General features: G+C 70.3%; 21 protein-coding genes, 1 pseudogene and 1 riboswitch. Of the genes and pseudogenes, 12 read left to right on the top strand and 10 right to left on the bottom strand.

Features of this window, described 5'->3' with window-relative positions; translation table 11 throughout:
• Positions 1 to 77 precede the first annotated feature (77 nt).
• Complete coding sequence (locus AB0N81_RS31275) at positions 78 to 719, bottom strand: TetR/AcrR family transcriptional regulator (RefSeq protein WP_365364221.1); 642 nt, start codon at positions 717 to 719, stop codon at positions 78 to 80.
• A 186-nt stretch (positions 720 to 905) separates the two neighbouring features.
• On the opposite strand from AB0N81_RS31275, the gene AB0N81_RS31280 reads away from it, so the two are divergent.
• A complete protein-coding gene (locus AB0N81_RS31280; RefSeq protein WP_365364223.1) occupies positions 906 to 2,399 on the top strand; it encodes a serine hydrolase domain-containing protein in 1,494 nt (497 codons plus the stop codon).
• A gap of 216 nt (positions 2,400 to 2,615) precedes the next feature.
• On the opposite strand, the gene AB0N81_RS31285 is transcribed toward AB0N81_RS31280, so the two are convergent.
• From AB0N81_RS31285 to AB0N81_RS31305, 5 genes are read right to left on the bottom strand one after another with little or no spacing between them, the layout of a single operon-like run.
• Positions 2,616 to 3,407 carry an enoyl-CoA hydratase gene (locus AB0N81_RS31285; protein ID WP_365364225.1) on the bottom strand — a complete coding sequence of 264 codons (792 nt, stop codon included), beginning with the start codon at positions 3,405 to 3,407 and terminating at the stop codon, positions 2,616 to 2,618.
• A complete protein-coding gene (gene mmsB, locus AB0N81_RS31290) occupies positions 3,404 to 4,312 on the bottom strand; it encodes a 3-hydroxyisobutyrate dehydrogenase (RefSeq protein ID WP_365364227.1) in 909 nt (302 codons plus the stop codon). The genes AB0N81_RS31285 and mmsB overlap by 4 nt, the downstream gene beginning before the upstream one ends.
• A complete protein-coding gene (locus AB0N81_RS31295) occupies positions 4,309 to 5,391 on the bottom strand; it encodes an enoyl-CoA hydratase/isomerase family protein (RefSeq protein ID WP_365364229.1) in 1,083 nt (360 codons plus the stop codon). Before AB0N81_RS31295 ends, mmsB begins: the two co-directional genes overlap by 4 nt.
• On the bottom strand, positions 5,388 to 6,536 hold the full coding sequence (locus AB0N81_RS31300) for an acyl-CoA dehydrogenase family protein (protein ID WP_365364231.1): 1,149 nt from the start codon (positions 6,534 to 6,536) through the stop codon (positions 5,388 to 5,390). Before AB0N81_RS31300 ends, AB0N81_RS31295 begins: the two co-directional genes overlap by 4 nt.
• Before the next feature lie 5 nt (positions 6,537 to 6,541).
• A complete protein-coding gene (locus AB0N81_RS31305) occupies positions 6,542 to 8,065 on the bottom strand; it encodes a CoA-acylating methylmalonate-semialdehyde dehydrogenase (protein ID WP_365364233.1) in 1,524 nt (507 codons plus the stop codon).
• Between the two features lie 255 nt (positions 8,066 to 8,320).
• Positions 8,321 to 8,515: riboswitch (cobalamin riboswitch) on the bottom strand.
• A gap of 187 nt (positions 8,516 to 8,702) precedes the next feature.
• Between AB0N81_RS31305 and AB0N81_RS31310 the strand changes: the two genes are divergently transcribed.
• Positions 8,703 to 9,272: a cupin domain-containing protein gene (locus AB0N81_RS31310; RefSeq protein ID WP_365364235.1), complete on the top strand. Its 570-nt coding sequence runs from the start codon at positions 8,703 to 8,705 to the stop codon at positions 9,270 to 9,272.
• A 189-nt stretch (positions 9,273 to 9,461) separates the two neighbouring features.
• Here the strand turns inward: AB0N81_RS31310 and AB0N81_RS31315 are convergent, their stop codons facing one another.
• Positions 9,462 to 9,830 (bottom strand): VOC family protein, encoded by a 369-nt coding sequence (locus AB0N81_RS31315; protein WP_365364237.1) that lies wholly within the window; start codon positions 9,828 to 9,830, stop codon positions 9,462 to 9,464.
• A 63-nt stretch (positions 9,831 to 9,893) separates the two neighbouring features.
• On the opposite strand from AB0N81_RS31315, the gene AB0N81_RS31320 reads away from it, so the two are divergent.
• Entirely contained in the window at positions 9,894 to 10,352 is a 459-nt protein-coding gene (locus tag AB0N81_RS31320) for a MarR family transcriptional regulator (protein WP_365364239.1), read from the top strand.
• Between the two features lie 124 nt (positions 10,353 to 10,476).
• Here AB0N81_RS31320 and AB0N81_RS31325 read toward each other — a convergent pair whose 3' ends face one another.
• Both AB0N81_RS31325 and AB0N81_RS31330 read right to left on the bottom strand, forming a co-directional pair.
• Complete coding sequence (locus tag AB0N81_RS31325; RefSeq protein WP_365364241.1) at positions 10,477 to 11,223, bottom strand: aminoglycoside phosphotransferase family protein; 747 nt, start codon at positions 11,221 to 11,223, stop codon at positions 10,477 to 10,479.
• A 175-nt stretch (positions 11,224 to 11,398) separates the two neighbouring features.
• Positions 11,399 to 11,668: pseudogene (locus AB0N81_RS31330) on the bottom strand (serine hydrolase domain-containing protein); the annotation flags it as partial.
• 88 nt (positions 11,669 to 11,756) lie between these two features.
• Here AB0N81_RS31330 and AB0N81_RS31335 point away from each other — a divergent pair.
• From AB0N81_RS31335 to AB0N81_RS31355, 5 genes are all read left to right on the top strand, one after another.
• Complete coding sequence (locus AB0N81_RS31335) at positions 11,757 to 12,551, top strand: MBL fold metallo-hydrolase (protein WP_365364243.1); 795 nt, start codon at positions 11,757 to 11,759, stop codon at positions 12,549 to 12,551.
• Between the two features lie 194 nt (positions 12,552 to 12,745).
• The gene (locus AB0N81_RS31340; RefSeq protein WP_365364245.1) at positions 12,746 to 13,831 is read left to right on the top strand and encodes an LLM class flavin-dependent oxidoreductase; all 1,086 of its coding nucleotides are present in this window, start codon (positions 12,746 to 12,748) and stop codon (positions 13,829 to 13,831) included.
• A gap of 10 nt (positions 13,832 to 13,841) precedes the next feature.
• A complete protein-coding gene (locus tag AB0N81_RS31345) occupies positions 13,842 to 15,446 on the top strand; it encodes an MFS transporter (protein ID WP_365364247.1) in 1,605 nt (534 codons plus the stop codon).
• A gap of 24 nt (positions 15,447 to 15,470) precedes the next feature.
• Positions 15,471 to 15,647, top strand: coding sequence for a thiamine pyrophosphate-dependent enzyme (locus AB0N81_RS31350; protein ID WP_365364249.1), 177 nt, complete (start codon positions 15,471 to 15,473; stop codon positions 15,645 to 15,647).
• The gene (locus AB0N81_RS31355) at positions 15,592 to 15,789 is read left to right on the top strand and encodes a thiamine pyrophosphate-dependent enzyme (protein WP_365364371.1); all 198 of its coding nucleotides are present in this window, start codon (positions 15,592 to 15,594) and stop codon (positions 15,787 to 15,789) included. The genes AB0N81_RS31350 and AB0N81_RS31355 overlap by 56 nt, the downstream gene beginning before the upstream one ends.
• Before the next feature lie 143 nt (positions 15,790 to 15,932).
• On the opposite strand, the gene AB0N81_RS31360 is transcribed toward AB0N81_RS31355, so the two are convergent.
• On the bottom strand, positions 15,933 to 16,286 hold the full coding sequence (locus tag AB0N81_RS31360) for a PRC-barrel domain-containing protein (protein ID WP_365364251.1): 354 nt from the start codon (positions 16,284 to 16,286) through the stop codon (positions 15,933 to 15,935).
• A 667-nt stretch (positions 16,287 to 16,953) separates the two neighbouring features.
• On the opposite strand from AB0N81_RS31360, the gene AB0N81_RS31365 reads away from it, so the two are divergent.
• From AB0N81_RS31365 to AB0N81_RS31380, 4 genes are all read left to right on the top strand, one after another.
• On the top strand, positions 16,954 to 17,457 hold the full coding sequence (locus AB0N81_RS31365) for a nucleoside deaminase (RefSeq protein WP_365364253.1): 504 nt from the start codon (positions 16,954 to 16,956) through the stop codon (positions 17,455 to 17,457).
• 32 nt (positions 17,458 to 17,489) lie between these two features.
• Entirely contained in the window at positions 17,490 to 18,092 is a 603-nt protein-coding gene (locus AB0N81_RS31370) for a hypothetical protein (protein ID WP_365364255.1), read from the top strand.
• 84 nt (positions 18,093 to 18,176) lie between these two features.
• Entirely contained in the window at positions 18,177 to 19,136 is a 960-nt protein-coding gene (locus tag AB0N81_RS31375; RefSeq protein WP_365364257.1) for an AraC family transcriptional regulator, read from the top strand.
• A gap of 102 nt (positions 19,137 to 19,238) precedes the next feature.
• Positions 19,239 to 19,736 (top strand): SRPBCC family protein, encoded by a 498-nt coding sequence (locus AB0N81_RS31380; RefSeq protein ID WP_365364259.1) that lies wholly within the window; start codon positions 19,239 to 19,241, stop codon positions 19,734 to 19,736.
• The last annotated feature ends 20 nt before the right edge of the window (positions 19,737 to 19,756 follow it).

Genomic DNA, 19,756 nt, shown 5'->3' on the forward strand with positions numbered 1-19,756 from the left:
GCGGGCCCTAGGTCGTGAGGGACCTGGCGCGATAAACCGGCTTCGGCCCGGACCTCCGATCCACCGCTCGGACGGGGTCAGTCACCCGGGGCCGTTTCCCGCAGTCGGCACATGCCCGTGAACACTCCGGCAAGGTGGTCGCGGAGAGCGGCACGTGCGTCGTCGGGGTGCAGTCCGTCCGGGTCCGCGCACAGATGCGCGGTGAGCCCGTCGGCGTACGCGGCGATGCGGGCCGCGGCGATGGTGGCATCCGTCGCGGCAGGTACTTCGCCGCACTCCTTGGCGTTGGTGACCGCTGTCGCGATCAGGGAGCGCAGCCGTCGCAGGGCGCCCGCCTTGGCCTCGGCGAGGGCCGGTTCGTCGACGGCACGGCCGGTGAAGGCGAGGCCGATGCGGCACTCCTGGCGGCGTTGCGCATCCAGCGGCATCGTCTCGGCCAGTCCGTGGAGAAGGGTGTGCTCGATGCGCGCGCCCGCCTTCTCCGACCGGACGACGAGTTCGGCGAGCCTGTGCTCGACCGATTCCAGGACGTGGCGGTAGGTGAAGAGCAGCATCTCGTCCTTGGTGCGGAAGTAGTGCTGGACGAGGCCGACCGAGATCCCGGCTTCGGCGGCTGTCCTGGCGACTGTTGCCGCCTTCAGCCCTTCGGTGGCGATGAGTTTGCCCGCAGCGGCGGCGACCTGCTGGCGGCGTTCTTCGTGATCGGCGACGCGTGGCATGGAGTAACCGTACCGCCGTATTGCCATCTATAACCGTATGCACATACGGTTATGACTCCCAGGGCACACCGCCCTGCTCGTGAGCAAGGGGTGGGACAAGCGATGCGTGATGCGCGGACGACGACATCCTCGCGGTCGGGATCGAAGTGGTTACGAGGGATCGGCGTGGTGTGCCTGACGCTCCTGATGGCGTTCACACCTCTCACCGCCGCTGCCGTGGAGCCCGCCGCTGCCATGCAGCCCGCCGCGGCAGGGGAGTTACGGGCGCAGGCCGACTCCTTCGTGCGCGAGCAGATGCAGCGGGCCGGCGTGCCCGGCCTCGCCTACTCCGTCATCCGCGGGGACGAGGTCGCGCACCGCGGCACATGGGGCCGCGACGGTCGCGGCGAGCCGGTCACCTCGCGCACCCCCTTCCTCGTCGGCTCCCTGGCCAAGCCGGTCACCGCACTCGCCGTGATGCGACAGGTCGAGGCGGGCACGGTCAGGCTGGATGAGCCCGTACGGCGACACCTGCCGTGGTTCCACCCCAAGGGCGAGGGTGAACGGCCTGTCACCGTAAGGCAGTTGCTCAACCAGTCGAGCGGCCTGTCGGAGCGGGACGGCATCACACGCGCGGACCGTTTCGACAACGAGCCGGGCGGCGTCCAGCGCCTTGCCCGAGAACTGGCCGGCGTCACCTTGTCCGCCCCGCCCGGCGAGCGGCACGCGTACAGCAACGCCAACTACATGCTGCTCGGCGCCCTTTTGGAGAACGTCACCAGGCGGCCGTTCGGCGAGCAGCTGCGCGAAGACGTTCTGAAGCCGTTGGGAATGAAGGGAGCCATCACGGACTCCGGGGAGGCCGAGCGGCGCAGCCTGCCGCCGGGTCATCGGTTCTTCTTCGGCCAACCCCGCTCATTCGCCTCGGACTTCGACACATCAGGTGTGCCTTACGGCTATCTCGGCGCGAGCCTCGATGACATGAGCTCCTTCGCAATCGCCCAGCTCAAAGGCGCACGCGGCGACTCAGGAGGCATGCTGTCCCCTGAGGGCTTCCGTGAGATGCACAAGGGGACCCTCTCCGTCCATGACCGCCACCGATACGGTCTGGGCTGGCGGGATGACATGCTGGAGGGTCCGAGTGTGCGCATGATCTGGCATTCCGGTGCCACGCCCGGCTATCACAGCATCGTGGTCCTCGTCCCGGAGCGGAACCTCGCCGTCGTCGCCCAGCACAACGCCTTCGCGATGAACAAGGACAACCTGCTCAACAACACCGCGTTCGGTGCAGCCGCCATCCTGCTCGGCGGCGCGCCCCGACAAGTGGACGCCGACGGGTGGCTGACCTGGACGCTTGCCGCGCTCGGGACGGTCATCGCCGTCCTCGCCATCGCCGCCGGATGGTCGGTCCGCCGGGTGGTGCGTCCGCGCACTCGGCTCCGCAACGGTCGGCGGCGCGCGCTGCGCCGCGTGGTGGTCGGCGGCGGCGCGGCGGTCACCGGCTGTCTGTCGGTGGCGGGTCTCGCCTGCTTCGTCCTGCCCGAGCAGATGGGCGCGACGCTACGTGAGGTGCTGCTGTTCGTGCCCGATGCCGGGCGGCTGCTGGTCACGGTAGGCGCGCTCGGGGTCCTTCTGGGGGTGCTTCGAACCCTCGTCACCGCCCGCACCGCCCTGGCCCTGCGTCGGGCGGAGGGGCCGTGACTCGGGCCGCCGATGAGTGATGCCCGATGAGTGATGGGGGTCAAGGCACCCGGGATGAGGGGTCCGCGGGCTGCTCGGTGGGGGCGCGGAGCAGATTGGCGGTCTGTTCCGCGCCCTGTACGCATGCGCCTGTACGCGTACGCCTTCAGGATGATCCGGCCGCAGTCGGGTCGCCGGGCATTGAGTACGCCAATGACACCCGCGCACGGCCCCCGGTCAGCGGTGCCGGAAGTCAGCGGGGCGTTTCTCGACGAACGCCTGCATGCCCTCCTTCTGGTCGGCGGTCGCGAAGGCGGCGTGGAACAGGCGCCGTTCGAAACGCACTCCTTCGGTGAGGGTCGTCTCGAAGGCCCGGCCGACTGATTCCTTCGCCATCATCGCGACGGGCAGTGACATGTTCGCCACAGTCTCCGCGACGGCTCGCGCTTCGGTGAGCAGGTCGTCGGCGGGGACGACGCGGGAGACCAGCCCGGCGCGCTCCGCCTCGGCGGCGTCCATGGTGCGTCCGGTCAGGCACAGCTCCATGGCTTTCGCCTTGCCGACGGCACGGGTGAGCCGCTGGGAGCCACCGATGCCGGGGATCACGCCGAGCTTGATCTCCGGCTGCCCGAAGACGGCCGTGTCGGCGGCGAGCAGAATGTCGCAGAGCATCGCCAGTTCGCAGCCACCGCCCAGCGCGTACCCGGCGACGGCGGCGACCGTCGGGGTGCGCAGCTGCCCGAGACGGTCCCAGGTCGCGAACCAGTCGGCGAGGTACATGTCCATGTAGTCGCGGGGCTGCATCTCTTTGATGTCGGCGCCCGCCGCGAAGGCTTTGGCGGAGCCGGTGATGATGAGGCAGCCGCACTCCGGGTCCCGGTCGAGTTCCTCTGCCGCGGCGACGACCTCCTTCATGACGGTGAGGTTCAGCGCGTTCAGTGCCCGCGGACGGTTCAGGGTGATCAGGGCGGTGCGCCCGGTGCGTTCGACGAGGATCGTCTCGTGGTGCTGCCCGGCTTCGGTACTCATGTCGGGTCTCCCTGAGGGGCTTCGACGGTACTCCGGATGGTGCGGACGATGCCGGAGAAGTCCTCGGAGGCGCCCACCTGTTCGGCGTACGCCTGGTACACCTCCGCGGCTTTCAGGCCCAGTTCGGCACGTACACCGCCCCCTTCGATCGCGTTGGCGGCCAGGCCGAGGTCCTTCGCCATGAGCGCGGCCGCGAAGCCAGGACGGTAGTCGCGGTTGGCAGGGCTGGTGGGAACCGGCCCCGGCACCGGGCAGTTGACGCTGAGTGCCCAGCACTGTCCGGACGCCGTCGACGCCACGTCGTACAGGGCCTGGTGGGACAGTCCGAGGTGTTCGGCGAGGACGAACGCCTCGCTCACGGCGATCATGGAGACGCCCAGGATCATGTTGTTGCAGATCTTGGCGGCCTGGCCGGCACCGGCGCCGCCGCAGTGCACGGCCTTCTTACCCATGGCGTCGAGGAGCGGCCGGGCCTCGGCGAACTCCGCCTCTCCCCCGCCGGCCATGAAGGTGAGCGTGGCGGCTTCCGCGCCGACCACGCCTCCGGACACGGGTGCGTCGAGGGCGCGCATGCCCGCGGCGAGGGCCCGCTCGTGGGCTGCGCGGGCGTCGCTCACGTCGATGGTCGAGCAGTCCACGAAGAGGGTGCCGGGGCAGGCCGCGACGAGGATGTCGTCGTAGAGACCGAGGACGTGGCGCCCTGCCGGGAGCATGGTGAGGACGATGTCCGCCTCAGCGACGGCGTCGGCCGCCCGCGGCACCGCCTCGACGCCGGCCTTCACGGCGTTCCCGACAGCGGCGGGTTCGAGGTCGTGGCCGAGTACCCGGTGGCCGGACCGGACGAGGTTGGCGGCCATCGGTCTGCCCATGTGGCCGAGCCCGATGAAGGCGACGGTCCTGCTCACCAGACCACCTCCGTCGTGGTGTCGTCGTGCGCGGCGAGGCCCAGTTCCCGTGCGCCGAGCGGTGCGAAGAACCGGTCCACATCGGCGCCCGTGACCTCGCCGAGCGTCGCGGGCGACCAGCGGGGATCGCGATCCTTGTCGATGACCTGGGCGCGGATGCCCTCCGCCAGGTCGGGGGCGGTCAGGGCCGCGCAGGAGACGCGGTACTCCTGGTCCAGGACGCGTTCCAGCGACCCGAGCCGACGGGCGCGGCGCAGGGCGGCGAGTGTGACCTTGAGTGCGGTGGGCGACTTGGCGAGCAGCGTCTCGGCGGCCTCCTTGGCCGCGGGGTCGCCGTGTCCGAGCAGCCGGCCCACGATCTCCTCCACGGTGTCGGCGGCGTAGCAGGTGTCGATCCACTGCCGCTGCTCGGCCAACTCGCCCGGTGGCGTCTCCTGTTGTACGTGCCGTAGCAGTGCCTCTCGTACTGGCATGCGGGAGAGATCCGCGGCGAAGGCGGGGAGCGAGGCGGACGGCATGTGATGGTCGGCGAGTCCGCACAGCAGGGAGTCGCGCGCGCCGATCGGCGCTCCGGTCAGCGCGAGGTGCGTGCCCCACTCCCCCGGCGCCAGGGCGAGCAGATAGGTGCCGCCCACGTCGGGGACGAAGCCGATTCCGGTCTCCGGCATGGCGACACGCGAGCGTTCGGTGACGATGCGGACGCTGCCGTGGGCGGAGATGCCGACGCCGCCTCCCATCACGATGCCGTCCATGAGGGCGACGTACGGTTTCGGGTAGCGGGCGATCCGGGCGTTGAGGTGGTACTCGTCGCGCCAGAACGCGGCGGTCGCCGTTCCGTGCGCATCGCGTACGTCGTCGTGGATGGCGCGGATGTCGCCGCCCGCGCACAGCCCCCGCTCTCCTTCCCCGCTCATGACGACGGTTTCGACACGGTCGTCGTGCTCCCACGCCGTCAGCGCCTCGTCGACACGGCGCACCATCGCGTGGGTGAGGGAGTTGAGTGCGCGGGGCCGGTTGAGGGTGATGTGGGCGGCGCGGCCTTCGGTACGCAGCAGGACGTGCCGGTCGTCGCCGGTCATCCGTACACCTCCGTCAGACCGCGGGCGACGATGACACGCATGATCTCGTTGGTCCCTTCCAGGATCTGATGGACCCGTAGGTCGCGGACGATCTTCTCGATGCCGTACTCGCTCACATAGCCGTACCCTCCGTGCAGTTGGAGTGCGCGGTCGGCCACGGAGTAGCCGGTGTCCGTCGCGTACCTCTTCGCCATGGCGCACAGGTACGGCGCTTGCGGGTCGCCGCGGTCGAGGGCTTGCGCCGCCTGTCGTACGAGGGCACGGGCGGCGGCGAGTTCGGTCGCCATGTCGGCCAGGCGGAAGCGCAACGCCCCGGCGTCCAGGAGGCGGCGGCCGAACGCCTCGCGGTCGGCGAGGTGGACCAGGCTGCGGTCGAGCGCGCTGCGGGCCCCGCCGAGGGAGCAGGCGGCGATACCGAGACGGCCGCCGTTGAGGCCGTTCATGGCGATGCGGAACCCCCGGCCTTCCCGCCCCAGGAGCCGGTTGCCGGGTACGCGGACGCCGTCCAGGATGACCTGCCTGGTGGGCTGCGCGTTCCAGCCCATCTTCTGCTCGTTCGGGCCGAAGGAGACACCCGTGTCGTCCTTGTCGACCACGAAGGCGGAGATCCCGTCGGCACCGTCGCCTCCTGTGCGGGCCATGACGACGTAGAGCTGGGACGCGCCGGCTCCGGAGATGAACTGTTTCACGCCCGTGAGCAGCCAGTCCTGCCCGTCACGGACGGCCCTGGTGGTGAGAGCCGCCGCGTCCGAGCCGGTGCCGGGCTCGGTCAGGCAGTAGCTGGCCAGGTCGTCCATGGCGCACAGCCGGGGCAGCCAGGCAGCACGCTGGTCGGGGTCGCCATAGCGGTCGATCATCCAGGCGACCATGTTGTGGATGGACAGATAGCCCGCGATGGAGGGGCAGCCCGAGGCGAGCGCCTCGAAGACGAGGACACCGTCCTCGCGGCTGAGGGCGGACCCTGCGGACTCCTCCCGGACATACACCCCGCCGAGGCCGAGCCCGGCCGCCTTGCGCAGGACATCGACGGGGAAGTGCTTGTCCCGGTCCCAGTCCACCGCGTGCGGGGCGATGTGGTCCTGGGCGAAGTCCAACACCGTCTCGATCAGGGCTTGTTGGTCCTTTGTGAGCATGGTGTGGGTCATGCCGCTCACTCCATGGTCGGGATCGTGAAGCTCGCGCCTGCGCGGAGCCCGGCGGGCCAGCGCGAGGTGACCGTCTTCGTGCGGGTGTAGAAGCGGATGGCGTCCGGGCCGTGCTGGTTCAGGTCACCGAAACCGGACGCCTTCCAGCCGCCGAAGGTGTGGTAGGCGACCGGAACCGGGATGGGGACGTTGACGCCGACCATGCCGGTGTTCACGCGGCGGGTGAAGTCGCGGGCCGTGTCGCCGTCGCGCGTGAAGATCGCGACGCCGTTGCCGTAGGTGTGCTCGCTCGGCAGTCGCAGTGCCTCTTCGTAGTCGGCCGCGCGAACCACGCACAGGACCGGTCCGAAGATCTCCTCCTGGTAGATCCGCATGCCGGGCGTGACCCGGTCGAAGAGGCTGGCCCCGGTGAAGAACCCCTGCTCATGACCGTCCAGCCTGAAGTCCCGCCCGTCGACGACGAGCTCGGCGCCTTCCTTCACACCGAGATCGACGTACGAACGGACACGGTCGACGGCGTCCTGGCCGACCAGGGGGCCGAAGTCCGCCTGAGGGTCGTCGCCGGGTCCGATGCGCAGGGTGCCGATACGCTCCTTCAGGCGGGCGACAAGGGCATCAGCTGTGTCCTCGCCCACCGGAACGGCGACGGAGATGGCCATGCAGCGCTCCCCCGCCGAGCCGTACCCGGCGCCGATGAGGGCGTCCACGGCCTGGTCGAGGTCGGCGTCCGGCATCACGATCATGTGGTTCTTGGCGCCGCCGAAACACTGGGCGCGCTTGCCGCGCGCGGCCGCGGTGGCGTAGATGTGTGCGGCGACCGGCGTGGAGCCGACGAAGCCGAGCGCCTGGACGCGCGGGTCCTCAAGGAGGGTGTCCACGGTTTCCTTGCCGCCGTTGACGACGTTCAGGACGCCGGGCGGCAAGCCCGCCTCCAGGAACAGTTCGGCCAGCCGCAGCGGGACGGACGGGTCGCGCTCGGACGGCTTGAGGATGAAGGCGTTGCCGCAGGCGAGCGCGGGCGCGGCCTTCCACAGCGGAATCATCGCCGGGAAGTTGAAGGGCGTGATGCCCGCGACGACGCCGAGCGGCGAGCGCAGCGAGTGGACGTCGATGCCGGTGCCCGCGTTGTCGGTGAACTCTCCCTTGAGGAGGTGCGGGATACCGGCGGCGAACTCGACCACTTCCAGGCCGCGTTGGATGTCCCCGTGCGCGTCGGCGACGGTCTTGCCGTGCTCGGACGACAGGAGTCGGGCCAGCGTGTCCTTCTGCCGGTCGACGAGGGTGAGGAACTTCAGCAGGACACGGGCGCGCCGCTGCGGATTCCATTCCCCCCACTCGCGCTGGGCGCGGACGGCGTCGGCGATGACCGCCTCGGTCTCCGACCGGTTCGCGAGGGGGACGCGCGCCTGGATCCGGCCGGTGTTCGGGTCGTACACGTCGCCATAGGCCCCCGAGGTCCCCTCGGTGTGCCTGCCGCCGACGAAGTGGGTCAACTCGCGCACAGCGGCGCGGTCTTGCATGCGGACCATGAATGCCTGCTCTCGTCAGGTGATCCGGGATGGCGCGCGGAGACAGGGCACAGGCGAGCGGTGGCTCGTGTGCACGTGACCGCGCGAGAGCGCGTATGGCGAAGGGCCGTCAGCCGACAGGGGCGGTTACGGGGCGGGAGAAATCCCGGCCGTGGAAGCCGTGGAAGCCGTGAAAACCGTGAAATGCCGGTTGCCGCGGATCATCAGTGGCGTGGATACGCGCCGGTGCCATGCGTGTCAGCTCCATCCTCGTGGACAACACGGACATTCCGCGGCCGGTATCCTGACTCCCGGATCAGCGCGCGCCGCCCGCCTTCCCGACATCCAACGCGTCAGTGGCGTACTGCTCGACGGCGAACTCCCCGGTCACAGTGGCGGGACCGTGTCGGATTCACACCGACTTCCCTGCACCGCGGACCTTCTCTCCCGACTATATAGTTGGACGTCCTAGTAAATCCAGACCCCAGCTGATGAGGCGCCGGTTCCCCCGTCCGGTGCCGATGACCAGCACGTGACGCCGCTCCGCACTGCCCCCCGCCACCCTCGGCCCGAGCGCCGCTCAAGGTAAGGGTCGTAGCCTTACTTCGGTCACTACGGTTCTTACGGTTCTTACGGTTCCACTCAAGGAGTTGATCGCATGAGCGACCTCATTCGCCTGCCGGGTGAGGGGCACAAGCTGGTCACGAAGGCGCAAGAAGTGACCTTCAAGGCCACGGGGGCGCAGGGTTCCTCCGCCTCCATCTTCGAGGTGGTCGTGCCGCCCGGCTTCGACACCGGCGGCCACTTCCACGAACAGTCGGAGGAGTTCTTCTACATCCTCGAAGGCGAGTTGGAACTGCTGGCGTTCGAGCCCGCCGAACGTACGGATGACTGGCTCGACTGGGAGTCCGTCGACGGGGACAGGGTCGTACGCGCCCCCGCGGGCAGCAGCATGTTCGTGCCGCCCAACACCCCGCACGCCTTCAGGAACGCCACGGACAAACCGGTGCGCATGCTGTTCCAGAGCTCCCCGTCCCCCGAGCACGAGCACTACTTCGAAGAGATCGCGGAGATCTGGTCGGCCGGTGACTCGGTGGACCCCGAGGCGGTCAAGCGCATGCGGAGCCGTTACGACGTCAAGCAGATCACGCCCATGCGCTTCGACCCGTCGGCGGCTCGGACCGCACAGGGAACCGTCCCTGCTCCGGAGCCCGCCGCGATGGGCTGACCGGGGCGGGCCGACACCGTGCGCAGGACTCTGCGGGCGCCGTGGAGCGGGTCACCGCCCCAGCATCGGTGCCCGCAGGTGTCTTGCTGGACGCGTTGGCGGCAGGCGGTGTGCCAGGACGCCCGAACCCGGCGGCGACCCGGGCCCGACCACTCCCAAGCGGCGGCCGCCCGACCGACAGTAGGCCGGTCAGGCGCGGTCGTGGAGGGTGACCTGGTAGCCGTCGGGGTCGGCGAAGGTGAATGTCCAGCCGAAGGGCCCGTCGATCGGCGCGGAGACGATGGTGTGACCGTCGGCGACGAGAGCGTCGTGAATGGCCTGGACGTCGGTGGCGTGCAGCCAGATCGCGGCACCGATGCCGGGCTGAGCAACAGATGCGAGATCGGTGCCGGGAACGATGTCGCGGAGCGCGAACGCGATCGGCTTCGTCTCGAAGACGACGGCGTGCGGGGGCCCGGCCTGCGAGCGGACGAGGCCGAGGTACTGCTCGTAGAACGCCTGCGAAGCGCCGAGGTCGCGCACCTGGAGCGAGATGAAGTCGGGGCCGGTGACGGGCATGATGATGCTCCTTCTTGTCGTGTCAGCTTCCTGACACAGGTGAACCTATGTCAGAATGCTGACATGAAACAAGACGGTGCCGGTATCGACCTGGAGACGTCACTGGGCTACCTGCTCAAAGAGGCGTCGAGCGCCCTCCGCGTAGCCATGGAGGAGGTGCTGCGGCCACTCGGGATGAGCGTGACGCACTACTCCTGCCTCGAACTGCTGGCTCAGCGGCCGGGCTTGTCGAACTCCGAGCTCGCGCGGGGCGCGTTCGTGACACGGCAGACGATGAACGTGCTGCTCCAGAACCTGGAACGAGAGGGGTACGTGACCAGGCCCGCGGAGGCACCCGTCGGGAAGGTTCTTCCCGCACGACTCACGCCTCGCGGCCGGCGGAGTCTCGAGAAGGCGACCGCTGCGGTCCGGTCCGTCGAGGTCAGGATGCTGGCCGGCATGACCGAGACTGAGCGGACAGGCGCGTACCGGATCCTGCGGAGCATGGTCCATTCCCTGCGTGATGGCAACGACGGCGCCTAGCTCGTTCCCCGGAGTTCCTGAGAGCCTCTGAACCCCGACCCCGACCCCGACCCCGACCCCAACCCCGCCTCGCAGGAAGCTCCGGAGATGTGCGCGCACTACGTAGCAGTCGGGCCCCAGCTCCTCACATCCGGGAGCGCAGCACGTCGACCTCGCAGCCCGGCGCGAACGCGTCGAAGCCGTGCTCGAGCAGCCAGCGGACTCCCAGCAGGCTTCGCAACGACCACCACGCGCGAATCACGTCGAGGTCCACGTCGGCGCCGTAGCCGGCGATGACGTCGCCGAGGTGCTCTTCGTGGCCGAGCGTGAAGGTGGCGAGGTCGTACAAGGCGTCGCCCTGGCCCGCCTCGGACCAGTCGATGATGCCCGTGATCTCGTCCTCATCCGCGAAGACGTGAGCGATCTGCAGGTCGCCGTGCGTGAACACGGGAGTCAACAGCCGGAGGGCGGCCTCGGCGACCTGGCGGTTGCGGGTGACCAGGTCGGCGGGCAGGAGGTCGTTCGCCACGAGCAACTCGCACTCGCGGTCGAGTTCCGCCGCCAACTGGTCGGGGGCCCGGCCGCCCCGCCCGGGCCGGGGCGGCAACGGCGCGTCGTGCAGTTTCCGGATGGCCGCACCCGCCGCGGCCCACGCCGCCGGTGGCGTGGTCGACGGCTCGCCGAGGCGGCCGAGCGTTCTCCCCCGGACCGCGGCGATCGCAAGGACGTGCGGCTTGCGCCACAGGACCTGCGGGGTCGGGACCGGCGCCAGGGTCATCGCCTCGACCTCGGCGTCGATGCGCGCCTGATCACCGTCCACCTTCAGGAACATGTCGCCGACGCGCAGGGTGGCGCGCTCTGAGTGGGCGACGATGACCTTGACCTCATCCATGACGACCAGCATCCCGGATGACCGTCGGCGCCGCTGGGAATATCGCGTCGGCTGGACCGTCCTGCTCGCAGCCTTGGTCGGCGCTGCGCTGCCGTCGACGCTGCGCGTCGGCGCCAGGGTCCGTCTCCCAACAGGCCCCAACTGGTCTCGCCCAGAGCGGGAAGCCTCGGTCCATGTTGTGGTCGAAGATGCCGCTCGTGTGGTTGAGCAGGTGCCGCAGGGTGATTCTCCCTGGCCGATAGCCCTTGCCGCGCACCACCCCGGGCAGCCATTCCGCCACGCTGTCTGCCAACGACAGCCCTCCCTCGGCTTCCAGCTTGAGCAGCACCGTGGCGGTGAAGGTCTCCCGGGGTCGTCGCCCAGGTGCGAGACGCGCACAGGGTGTAGAACGGCCGGGCCGGTGCCGGGAATCTGGCCTCCGAGCACTGCGAGGTCCCCCTACCAGTTCTCACGGTACCGGTTGCACTCATCCGTGAGGCCCGCGTACAGTCGACTCACGGTTAACACGCACACTATCCGTGAGGAATCTTTTCGTGTCTTCCCCGACCCCGCAGACCGCTCCGTTCCCCGTCCGCGTTTTCGGCGGCCCGACCGCCCTTTTCGAGTACGGCGGGCTGCGCTTTCTCACCGACCCGACCTTCGACGGTCCCGGCGACCACCAGGCCCCGGCCGTCGTGCTGACCAAGACGGCGGCGTCTGACGGCAGCCCGGCCGATGTCGGCCGCGTCGACGTGGTCCTGCTCTCGCACGACGAGCACGCCGACAACCTCGACACCTCCGGCCGGGCCCTGCTCGCCGATGTACCGCTGACGCTCACCACCCCCGGCGGCGGGGAGCGTCTCGGGGATGCGGCCACTGGCCTCGCCGACTGGCAGTCGGTCGAGCTCGAGCGCCGGGACGGCGGACCCGGCACGGTCACCGTGACTGGCGTGCCCGCCATCCACGGCCCCGGCCCGCGCGAGGAGGTCGAACCGATCTGCGGCGAGGTCGTCGGCTTCGTCCTGACCGGCGAGGGCCTGCCCACCGTCTACGTCAGCGGCGACAACGCCTCCCTCGACGCGGTCGAGGACATCGCCGAGCGCTTCGCACCGATCGACACGGCCCTCCTCTTCGCCGGAGCGCCCCGCTTCGCCGAAGTCTTCGACGGCAAGGTGATCGTCCTGGACAGCGCCCAGGCCGCCCAGGCCGCGAAGATCCTCGACGCCGGCCGCGTCGTCCCCGTCCACTACGACAGCTGGGCCCACTTCACCGAGGGCCGCGACGAGTTGGTCGCCGCCTTTGCCGCCGCCGGTATCACCGACCGCGTCGACTTCGGCGTACGCGGCTGACCCCACGTACGTCGGGCGCGTACGCCGGACACGGCTGACCCCACGTATGTCGGGCGCGTACGCCGGACACGGCCGGGCGCCGGCCGACAGTCGCGGCGTGTCTCTGTCGGCCGGCGCCCGGCGCCACCACTCCGCCGCACGCCGCACGTCGCACGCCGCGCGCCGCACGCCTCAACCCGAAGGACCGCACGACCATGACCGACCCGATCCGCGGCACCCGCCACGGCTCCGCGCCCGCCGCCCTGTCCGTACTGGACTCCGCCATGACCGGCACCGGCCAGACCGCCACGGAGGCGCTCGCCGGCAGCATCGAACTCGCCCGGCTCGCCGACCGGCGCGGCTTCACCCGCTACTGGATGAACGAGCACCACGCCATGCCCGGCGTCTCCACCTCCAGCCCGCCCGTCCTGCTGTCCCGGCTCACCGCGGAGACCAGCAGGCTGCGGCTCGGCGCGGGCGGGATCATGCTGCCCAACCATCCGCCGCTGGTCGTCGCCGAACAGTTCGGCATGCTGGAGGCCCTCGCCCCCGGCCGCATCGACCTGGGCCTCGGCCGGGCCCCGGGCACCGATCACGCCACGGCCGCCGCCCTGCGCCGCGGCGTGAGCGACGCCGAGGACTTCCCCCAGCAGGTCCTTGAACTGCTGCACTTCCTCGGCGACGACTTCCCGGCCGAGCACCCCTACGCCGACCGCGTGTACGCCGTGCCTGGGCCCGCCCAGGACCGGCTCAACGGTGTCACCCCGCCCACCGGCCGCCTGCCTGTGTGGCTGCTCGGCTCATCCGGCTACTCCGCGCAGCTCGCCGCCCGGCTCGGCCTGCCGTTCGCCTTCGCCGCGCACTTCAACCCGCGCGACGTCGTGGCCGCCCTGCGCCTGTACCGCGAGCGGTTCACTCCGTCCGAAGCCCTGGCCGAGCCGTACGCACTGGTCAGCTTCACCGTCGCCGCATCGGAGGACGCGTGTGAGGCCCGCCGACAGGCAGGCACCCTCGCGCACGCCATGCTCCGCATGTTCCAGCGCAAGTCCTACCTCCTGCCGTCCCCCGAGGAAGTGGACGCCTACGCCTACGACGCCCAGGAACGCCAGGCCGTCGACAGCTGGTTGACCCACATCCCGCACGGCACCCCCGCGCAGATCACCTCCCACCTGAACCAGGTCCAGCGGGACTCCGGCGCCGACGAACTCATGATCGGCAGCGTCGGCCACTCCGTCCAGGCCCGGTTGCGTTCCACCGAGCTGATCGCCGACGCCTACGGCATGCCCGACCGCACGCGCTGACGCGGGACGCGTGGACCTGGCCGACTACACCCTGCGCCCGGTTCTCACCTCGCTCGGCGCCCAGCTCTGCCGGGGCCGATTCGTCCTGGACCAGCACGTCACGACCGCTCCGGACGGCGCGATGCCCCTCGACCAGGACCACGGCCCCGACCCCGACGACGGGCGGCAACTGGTCGGCATCACCGGCCAGTTCGCCCGTGCTCTTCCGTCTCGCCCTCTTCCGTTCCACCTCCGACCACCGCCTGACGGCCACCGGGCCGCCCCACCCGATGCCCCCCACCCCGGCCTCCCGGCGACTCGGCCTCCCGAAAGTACGGACCCCATGGCCCACCCGGCCCTCGCCTCCACACGAACCCCGCCCACCACCGCGCTCTCCCCCGCCATATCCGCGGTGCAGAAGCGCACCCTGATCGTGCTGCTCGTATCGCAAGTCCTCAGCGGTGTCGGCCTCGCCGCCGGTGTCACCGTCGCCGGTCTCCTTGCCGGGCAGATGCTCGACAGCACCTCCCTGTCCGGGCTGCCCATCGCCCTGCTCACCGCGGGCTCCGCCGTGGCGGCCGTCGTCATCGGACGTGTCTCCCAGCGCCTCGGCCGCCGCCCCGGCCTGGCCGCCGGATATCTCACCGGTGCCGTCGGCGGTGCGGGAGTCGTCTTCGCGGCCGTGCTCGACAGCCCCGTGCTGCTGTTGATCTCCCTGTTCCTCTATGGCGCCGGCACCACGTCCAACCTCCAGGCCCGGTACGCGGGAGCCGACCTCGCCGCGCCCCGTCAACGCGCCCGCGCCACCTCCACCGTCATCGTCGCCACCACCGCGGGCGGTATCGCCGGGCCTCTGCTCGCCACCCCCACCGGACACCTCGCGACGGCGCTCCACCTGCCCGAGCTGACCGGCCTGTTCCTCCTCTCCACGGTCGCGTTCACGCTGGCCGCGCTCACCCTCCTCGTATGGCTGCGCCCAGACCCGCTGGTGCTCGCCCGCACCCTGCCCGCGGCCCCGGACGAGGGAGCGTCCGCGCATTCCTCCTCCAAGTCCGGCCCCGGCCTGCTGGTCGGCGTCGTGGTCCTCGTCCTCAGCCAGCTCGTCATGGTCGCCGTGATGACCATGACGCCCATCCACATGCACGCCCACGGCTTCGGCACCGCCGCGTCCGGCCTGGTCATCGCCCTGCATACGGGCTCCATGTACCTGCCGTCGCCGGTGGCCGGTCGCCTCGTCGACCGATTCGGTGCCACCGCGATGAGCGTGGCGACGGCCGGCACGCTGCTCACCGCCGGAGTGGTCGCCGCCCTCGCGCCCGGCCACTCCCTCCCCCTGATCACCCTCGCCCTCGTCCTGCTCGGCGTCGGCTGGAGCTTCGGCTTGGTCACCGGCACCGCGATCGTCACCAACAGCACGCCCCTTGCCACCCGCGCCAAGGTCCAGGGACTGGTCGACGTCGCCATCGCCGTCGCGGGCGCCGTCGGCGGCCTGGTCTCCGGCATCGTCGTCGCCATCACCAGCTACCCGATCCTCGCCGTTCTGTGCGGCGCCCTCGCCTTCGTGGCAGCACCTGCGGCCGTCGTCGCGGCCCGCAAAGGCTCCGAGCGGCACCTCAGCCCACCCCCTCGACGATGAGGTCACAAACTCGCCGAGGCGGCGGTGGTCATCGGGGGTGGTCAGGCCGCGGTGTCCGCCTGCCAGGCCTTGCCCGCGGCCGGTCCGGACCGCTGGACCTGTGTCAGCACGGATTTCGGAGCGATCGGCCAGGCCCTGCCCGTGGCTGTCGGAGCCCGCTTCGCCCGCCCCCGCATGCCGAGTCACCCACCTCACCGGTGACGGCGACCTGATGATGAACCCGGCCGACCTGCACACCGCTGTCCGCTACGCCCTTCCGCTGACCGTGATCGTCCTCAACGACCAGGGGTACGCACAACAGCGCCAGGACCTGCTGCGCAAAGGCCTGCCTGCCGCAAACTGAGGCCGATCACCCGGCACCCGCACCCGGCACCCGACCTCGCCCGTGCCATGGGCGCGGCGCACATGGCCCCACCTGCTGCCCCGAAGACGCCGGGCACCTCGCCCACGGCAAGCCCAGGACAGACCGGCCACCGTCGCCGTCGATCAGCCCCCGGACTCGTCGACGTAGTGTTCGTCGATGCGTGCGCGGTAGCTGGGATCGGTGACGCGGAGGTCTCTGTCGAAGCGCGGGGCGTCCTTGATGTGGTCCTTCGTGCGGGGGACATGCACGGTGCGGTTCGCTTCGTCGACGTGCGCGATGACCCAGATGGGCAGCAGTACTTTCTTGCTCAGCAGCGTCCCGCCGGTGTCGATGACGAGGTGGTCGGGCGCCACTTCCTCGGAGGCGGGGTCGACTTGCCCGGTCGGACCGTCACTCGCCTCCACCGTGCAGCCGATGAGATCTGTGGCGGAAATCCGCCTGTTCGGGTTTCCGGAGACCTCGAAGTCGTCGGACATTCGCTCTGATCCTCTCCCGTGTCGACGGAGTGGGAACCTGATGTCCCCGCCGACGCGGACGAAACCTGGGAGACCGAACCTGGGAGACCCAACCTGGGAGAGAGCGGACGGCGGACGGCGAGCGGCGTTGCGGCGTTGCGGCGTTGCGGCGTTGCGGCGTTGCGGGACCTTCACATTTTCCGGTCCGTGAAGGCGTTCGAGTGGGGCAGGCGAGAGGGGACGCCGCGGGGAGGTCGCCGCAGATGTTAGTTGTCGCTCTCTTGTTGTTGCCGGTCATGGGACTTCTGCTGATCGGCATGGACCGGGTCGAGGACCGGTTGAACGGACGTGCCGCACCGCCGGCCGGCCGCCATCGAGGACACCTACGACTCATTCACGGGCAGAAACGTACGGGGCACCGCGACGCGGCGCCGCAGAAGCGCCGCAAGAAGCACCCCGGGAGCCGGGCCGAGGACCGCGGGGAGCGCCCCGAAAAGCGTCACGCGGCCTGAGGGGCCGGCCGAAGGTGCGTACGTAGCCATACATAGGTGGCATCTGTATCGGGCGTGGTGAGCGCGTCTTGGACGCTGTGCGCCCAGGTTACGCAGACTGAGTACGTCGGCACGCGACGCCGGAACCGGCCGCGGCCGACGAGCACCGGCACCGAAGACCCCACCGGAGGCACGACGTGGACTACGTACAACGCACCATCGACCTGGCCCGTCGGAACGTGCAGAACGGCGGCCGCCCCTTCGCCACCGTCATCGTGAAGGACGGCGAGATCATCGCCGAACGCGCCAATCAGGTGGCCCAGAGCCACGACCCCACTGCCCACGCGGAGGTGCTGGCCATCCGTGACGCCTGCACGCGGCTCGGCACCGAGCACCTGACGGGTGCCACCGTCTACGTACTGGCGCAGCCGTGCCCGATGTGCCTGGGAGCGCTCTACTACTGCTCTCCGGACGAGGTCGTCTTCGTCACGACCAGGGACGCCTATGAGGCGCACTACGTCGACGACCGGAAGTACTTCGAACTGAGCACGTTCTACGACGAGTTCGCCAAGCCGTGGCAGGAGCGCCGCCTCCCGATGCGTCACGAGCCACGGGACGGCGCCGTGGACGTGTACCGCCTGTGGCAGGACCACAACGGCGGGGACCGGCGGGTGCCGGGGGCGCCCACCGCCGCCCGGTGACATCGGTGACACCGACGAGCACAGCGCGCCGCATGCGCTTCGACGGATGGATCGCGGGGCTGGGGACGACCGGCGGCGTACGCATCGTCGTCGGGTACTGGCCGCTGTCCCCGCTGGGGCCCTTCGCCGATGTCATGGTGGAGCGGGCCGACGGGCACCGGGTGCTGTTGGCGCCCTCGGAGGAAGTGGCGCAGTTCGTCACCGCCACGTACCGGTTCGACGAAGTCGTCATCTGCCCTGTCACCGTCGGCCCCGCGCGTGACCGCTGGGATGTGACAGCCGGCCCGCTGTTGCTCACCTTCACGCCCGGCCCGTCCACCGCGCTGGGGCGTCTGCTGAGGCTTGTCCCCGGCCGCCTGGCGGGCAGCACCGGATGGGCCGCGCTGTGCGACGCGCCGGCCCGCGTACTGATGCGCGGTGTGCGGACCCGTGGCAGCGCGGGGGCAGGGCGCCGTGAGTGGTACGCCGCCCGGGACCTGCGCTCGATCACCGCGGCGGACGCGGCCTGGGACGGGCAGCGTCTGGGCGCGCTGAGCGACGTGCACCCTCCGGTCCGCTTCGGCTTCGGCTCCGTACCCCGCCGCCCTTCCCTGACCCGCGTCGTCACCACAGTGGAGGTCTCCGACGGCGCGTGACGTTCCAGTCCGTGCAGGCGCGACGGCCCGGGGCGCAGTCGGCGTGCTCCCCCGGCCGTCGCGCTCGGCCGTAACCTCGATGCCATGGTGTTCGACTCCCCTCGTTTCGATCTCCAGCCGTACGCCGGTTTCGACATGGCTCGTTACGTTCGGCGGACGTACTGCAGTTGGGAGACCGCAGGATGGCAGTCCCTGCTCGTCCAGCGGTTCGAGCATGTTCCCGTGGCCGAGGACATGGAACTGCCGGGTGCGGCAGACCTGCACTTGGTGCTGCCTGTGGCGGGGCGGGCAGCGATGGAGACACGGCGTGACGGTCGGACCACGCGCCACACATGGGCACCGGGACGGCTGGAGATGAGCCTCCCGGGCCGGCCCGTCCTTCGCCGCTACCGTGCGACCGGGGCAATGCGGAGCGTACAGATACACATTCCGCGTGACACCGTCGACACGGTCGCGACACAACTGGGCGGCCGCCCGGTGGACTACGAGGTCTTGGCCGCCTCCCTGGCGGCAGGGGACCCGCTGATCGAGGAGACTGTCCGCGCTCTCGGCTCTCTCGACGAGTTGGCCGGTGACCTGTACGCCGAATCCGCGGCGGCCTTCCTGACCGTGCACCTGCTCACCCGCCATGCGCGAGGCACCGCTTCGGGCACGCCCGCATCCACGGGCTCGGACTCGGGTCCGGGTGCACGTCTGCTTTCGCGTTCCCGTTCGCGGGAAGACGCGCGCGTCAGCGCCGCCGTCGCGATGATGCGTGACCGGCTCGCAGAGCCGGTCACCTTGGCCGAGATCGCCGACGAAGTGCACCTGAGCGTCTACCACTTCGTCCGGGTCTTCAAGGCTGCCACCGGGATGACGCCGTACAGATACCTCACGAGGCTGCGCGTAGAGGAGGCGAAACGACTGTTGTGCGGCACCGACCTGCCGGTCGCCCGGATCGCGTCGCGGTGCGGCTTCGGCGGTCCCGGCGCCCTGTCGGCCACATTCCTCCGGCAGACCGGAGTGCGCCCCTCGGCCTACCGCTCCGGCCACCGCAATTCCTGACCGCCCCACCGCAATCTCACGCATGGGCCCGGCGCCAGGATGTGCTTAGGCTCCCCTCATGATCATTTTCTTCGGATACCGGACACCGTGAGGAGCGTCGACATGCACTCGTATGACGTCACGGCCGAATCGACGGCACCGCCGGAGGCGATCTGGGCGCTGCTGCGCAACCCGCGGAGCTGGCCCGAGTGGTCACGCATCGACGCGCTGGACACCGGCCGGTCGCGTGACCTCTCACCCGACGGCCAGGACGGAGTCGGAGCCACCCGCGCCTACCGTACGGGGAAGGTCGTCACCCGGGAACGCATCACGGACCTCGTCCTCGAGCCCGAACTCCGCTTCTCGTACGAGGGTGTGGAAATCCCGCAGATGGCCGACTACCACGCCACGATCGAACTGCGTGAACTGCCCGGCGGTGGAACAAGGATCCACTGGCACGGCACGTACGTGGCTCGCGGAAGGATGCGCCGGGTCTTCCAGTGGTACCTCCGCCGCTTCATGCAGGCGATGGCGACGGGCCTCGCCGGACACGCCGCGGGCCTGGCGACCCCACCCGCGTCGGGTCCCGCCGGGGCGGGCACCGTGCCGGAACCCGACTAGGGTCTGTCCGGCGCATCCGG

Origin of the sequence: Streptomyces sp. NPDC093510 (genome assembly GCF_040683555.1) — a bacterium.
Classification (GTDB): domain Bacteria; phylum Actinomycetota; class Actinomycetes; order Streptomycetales; family Streptomycetaceae; genus Streptomyces.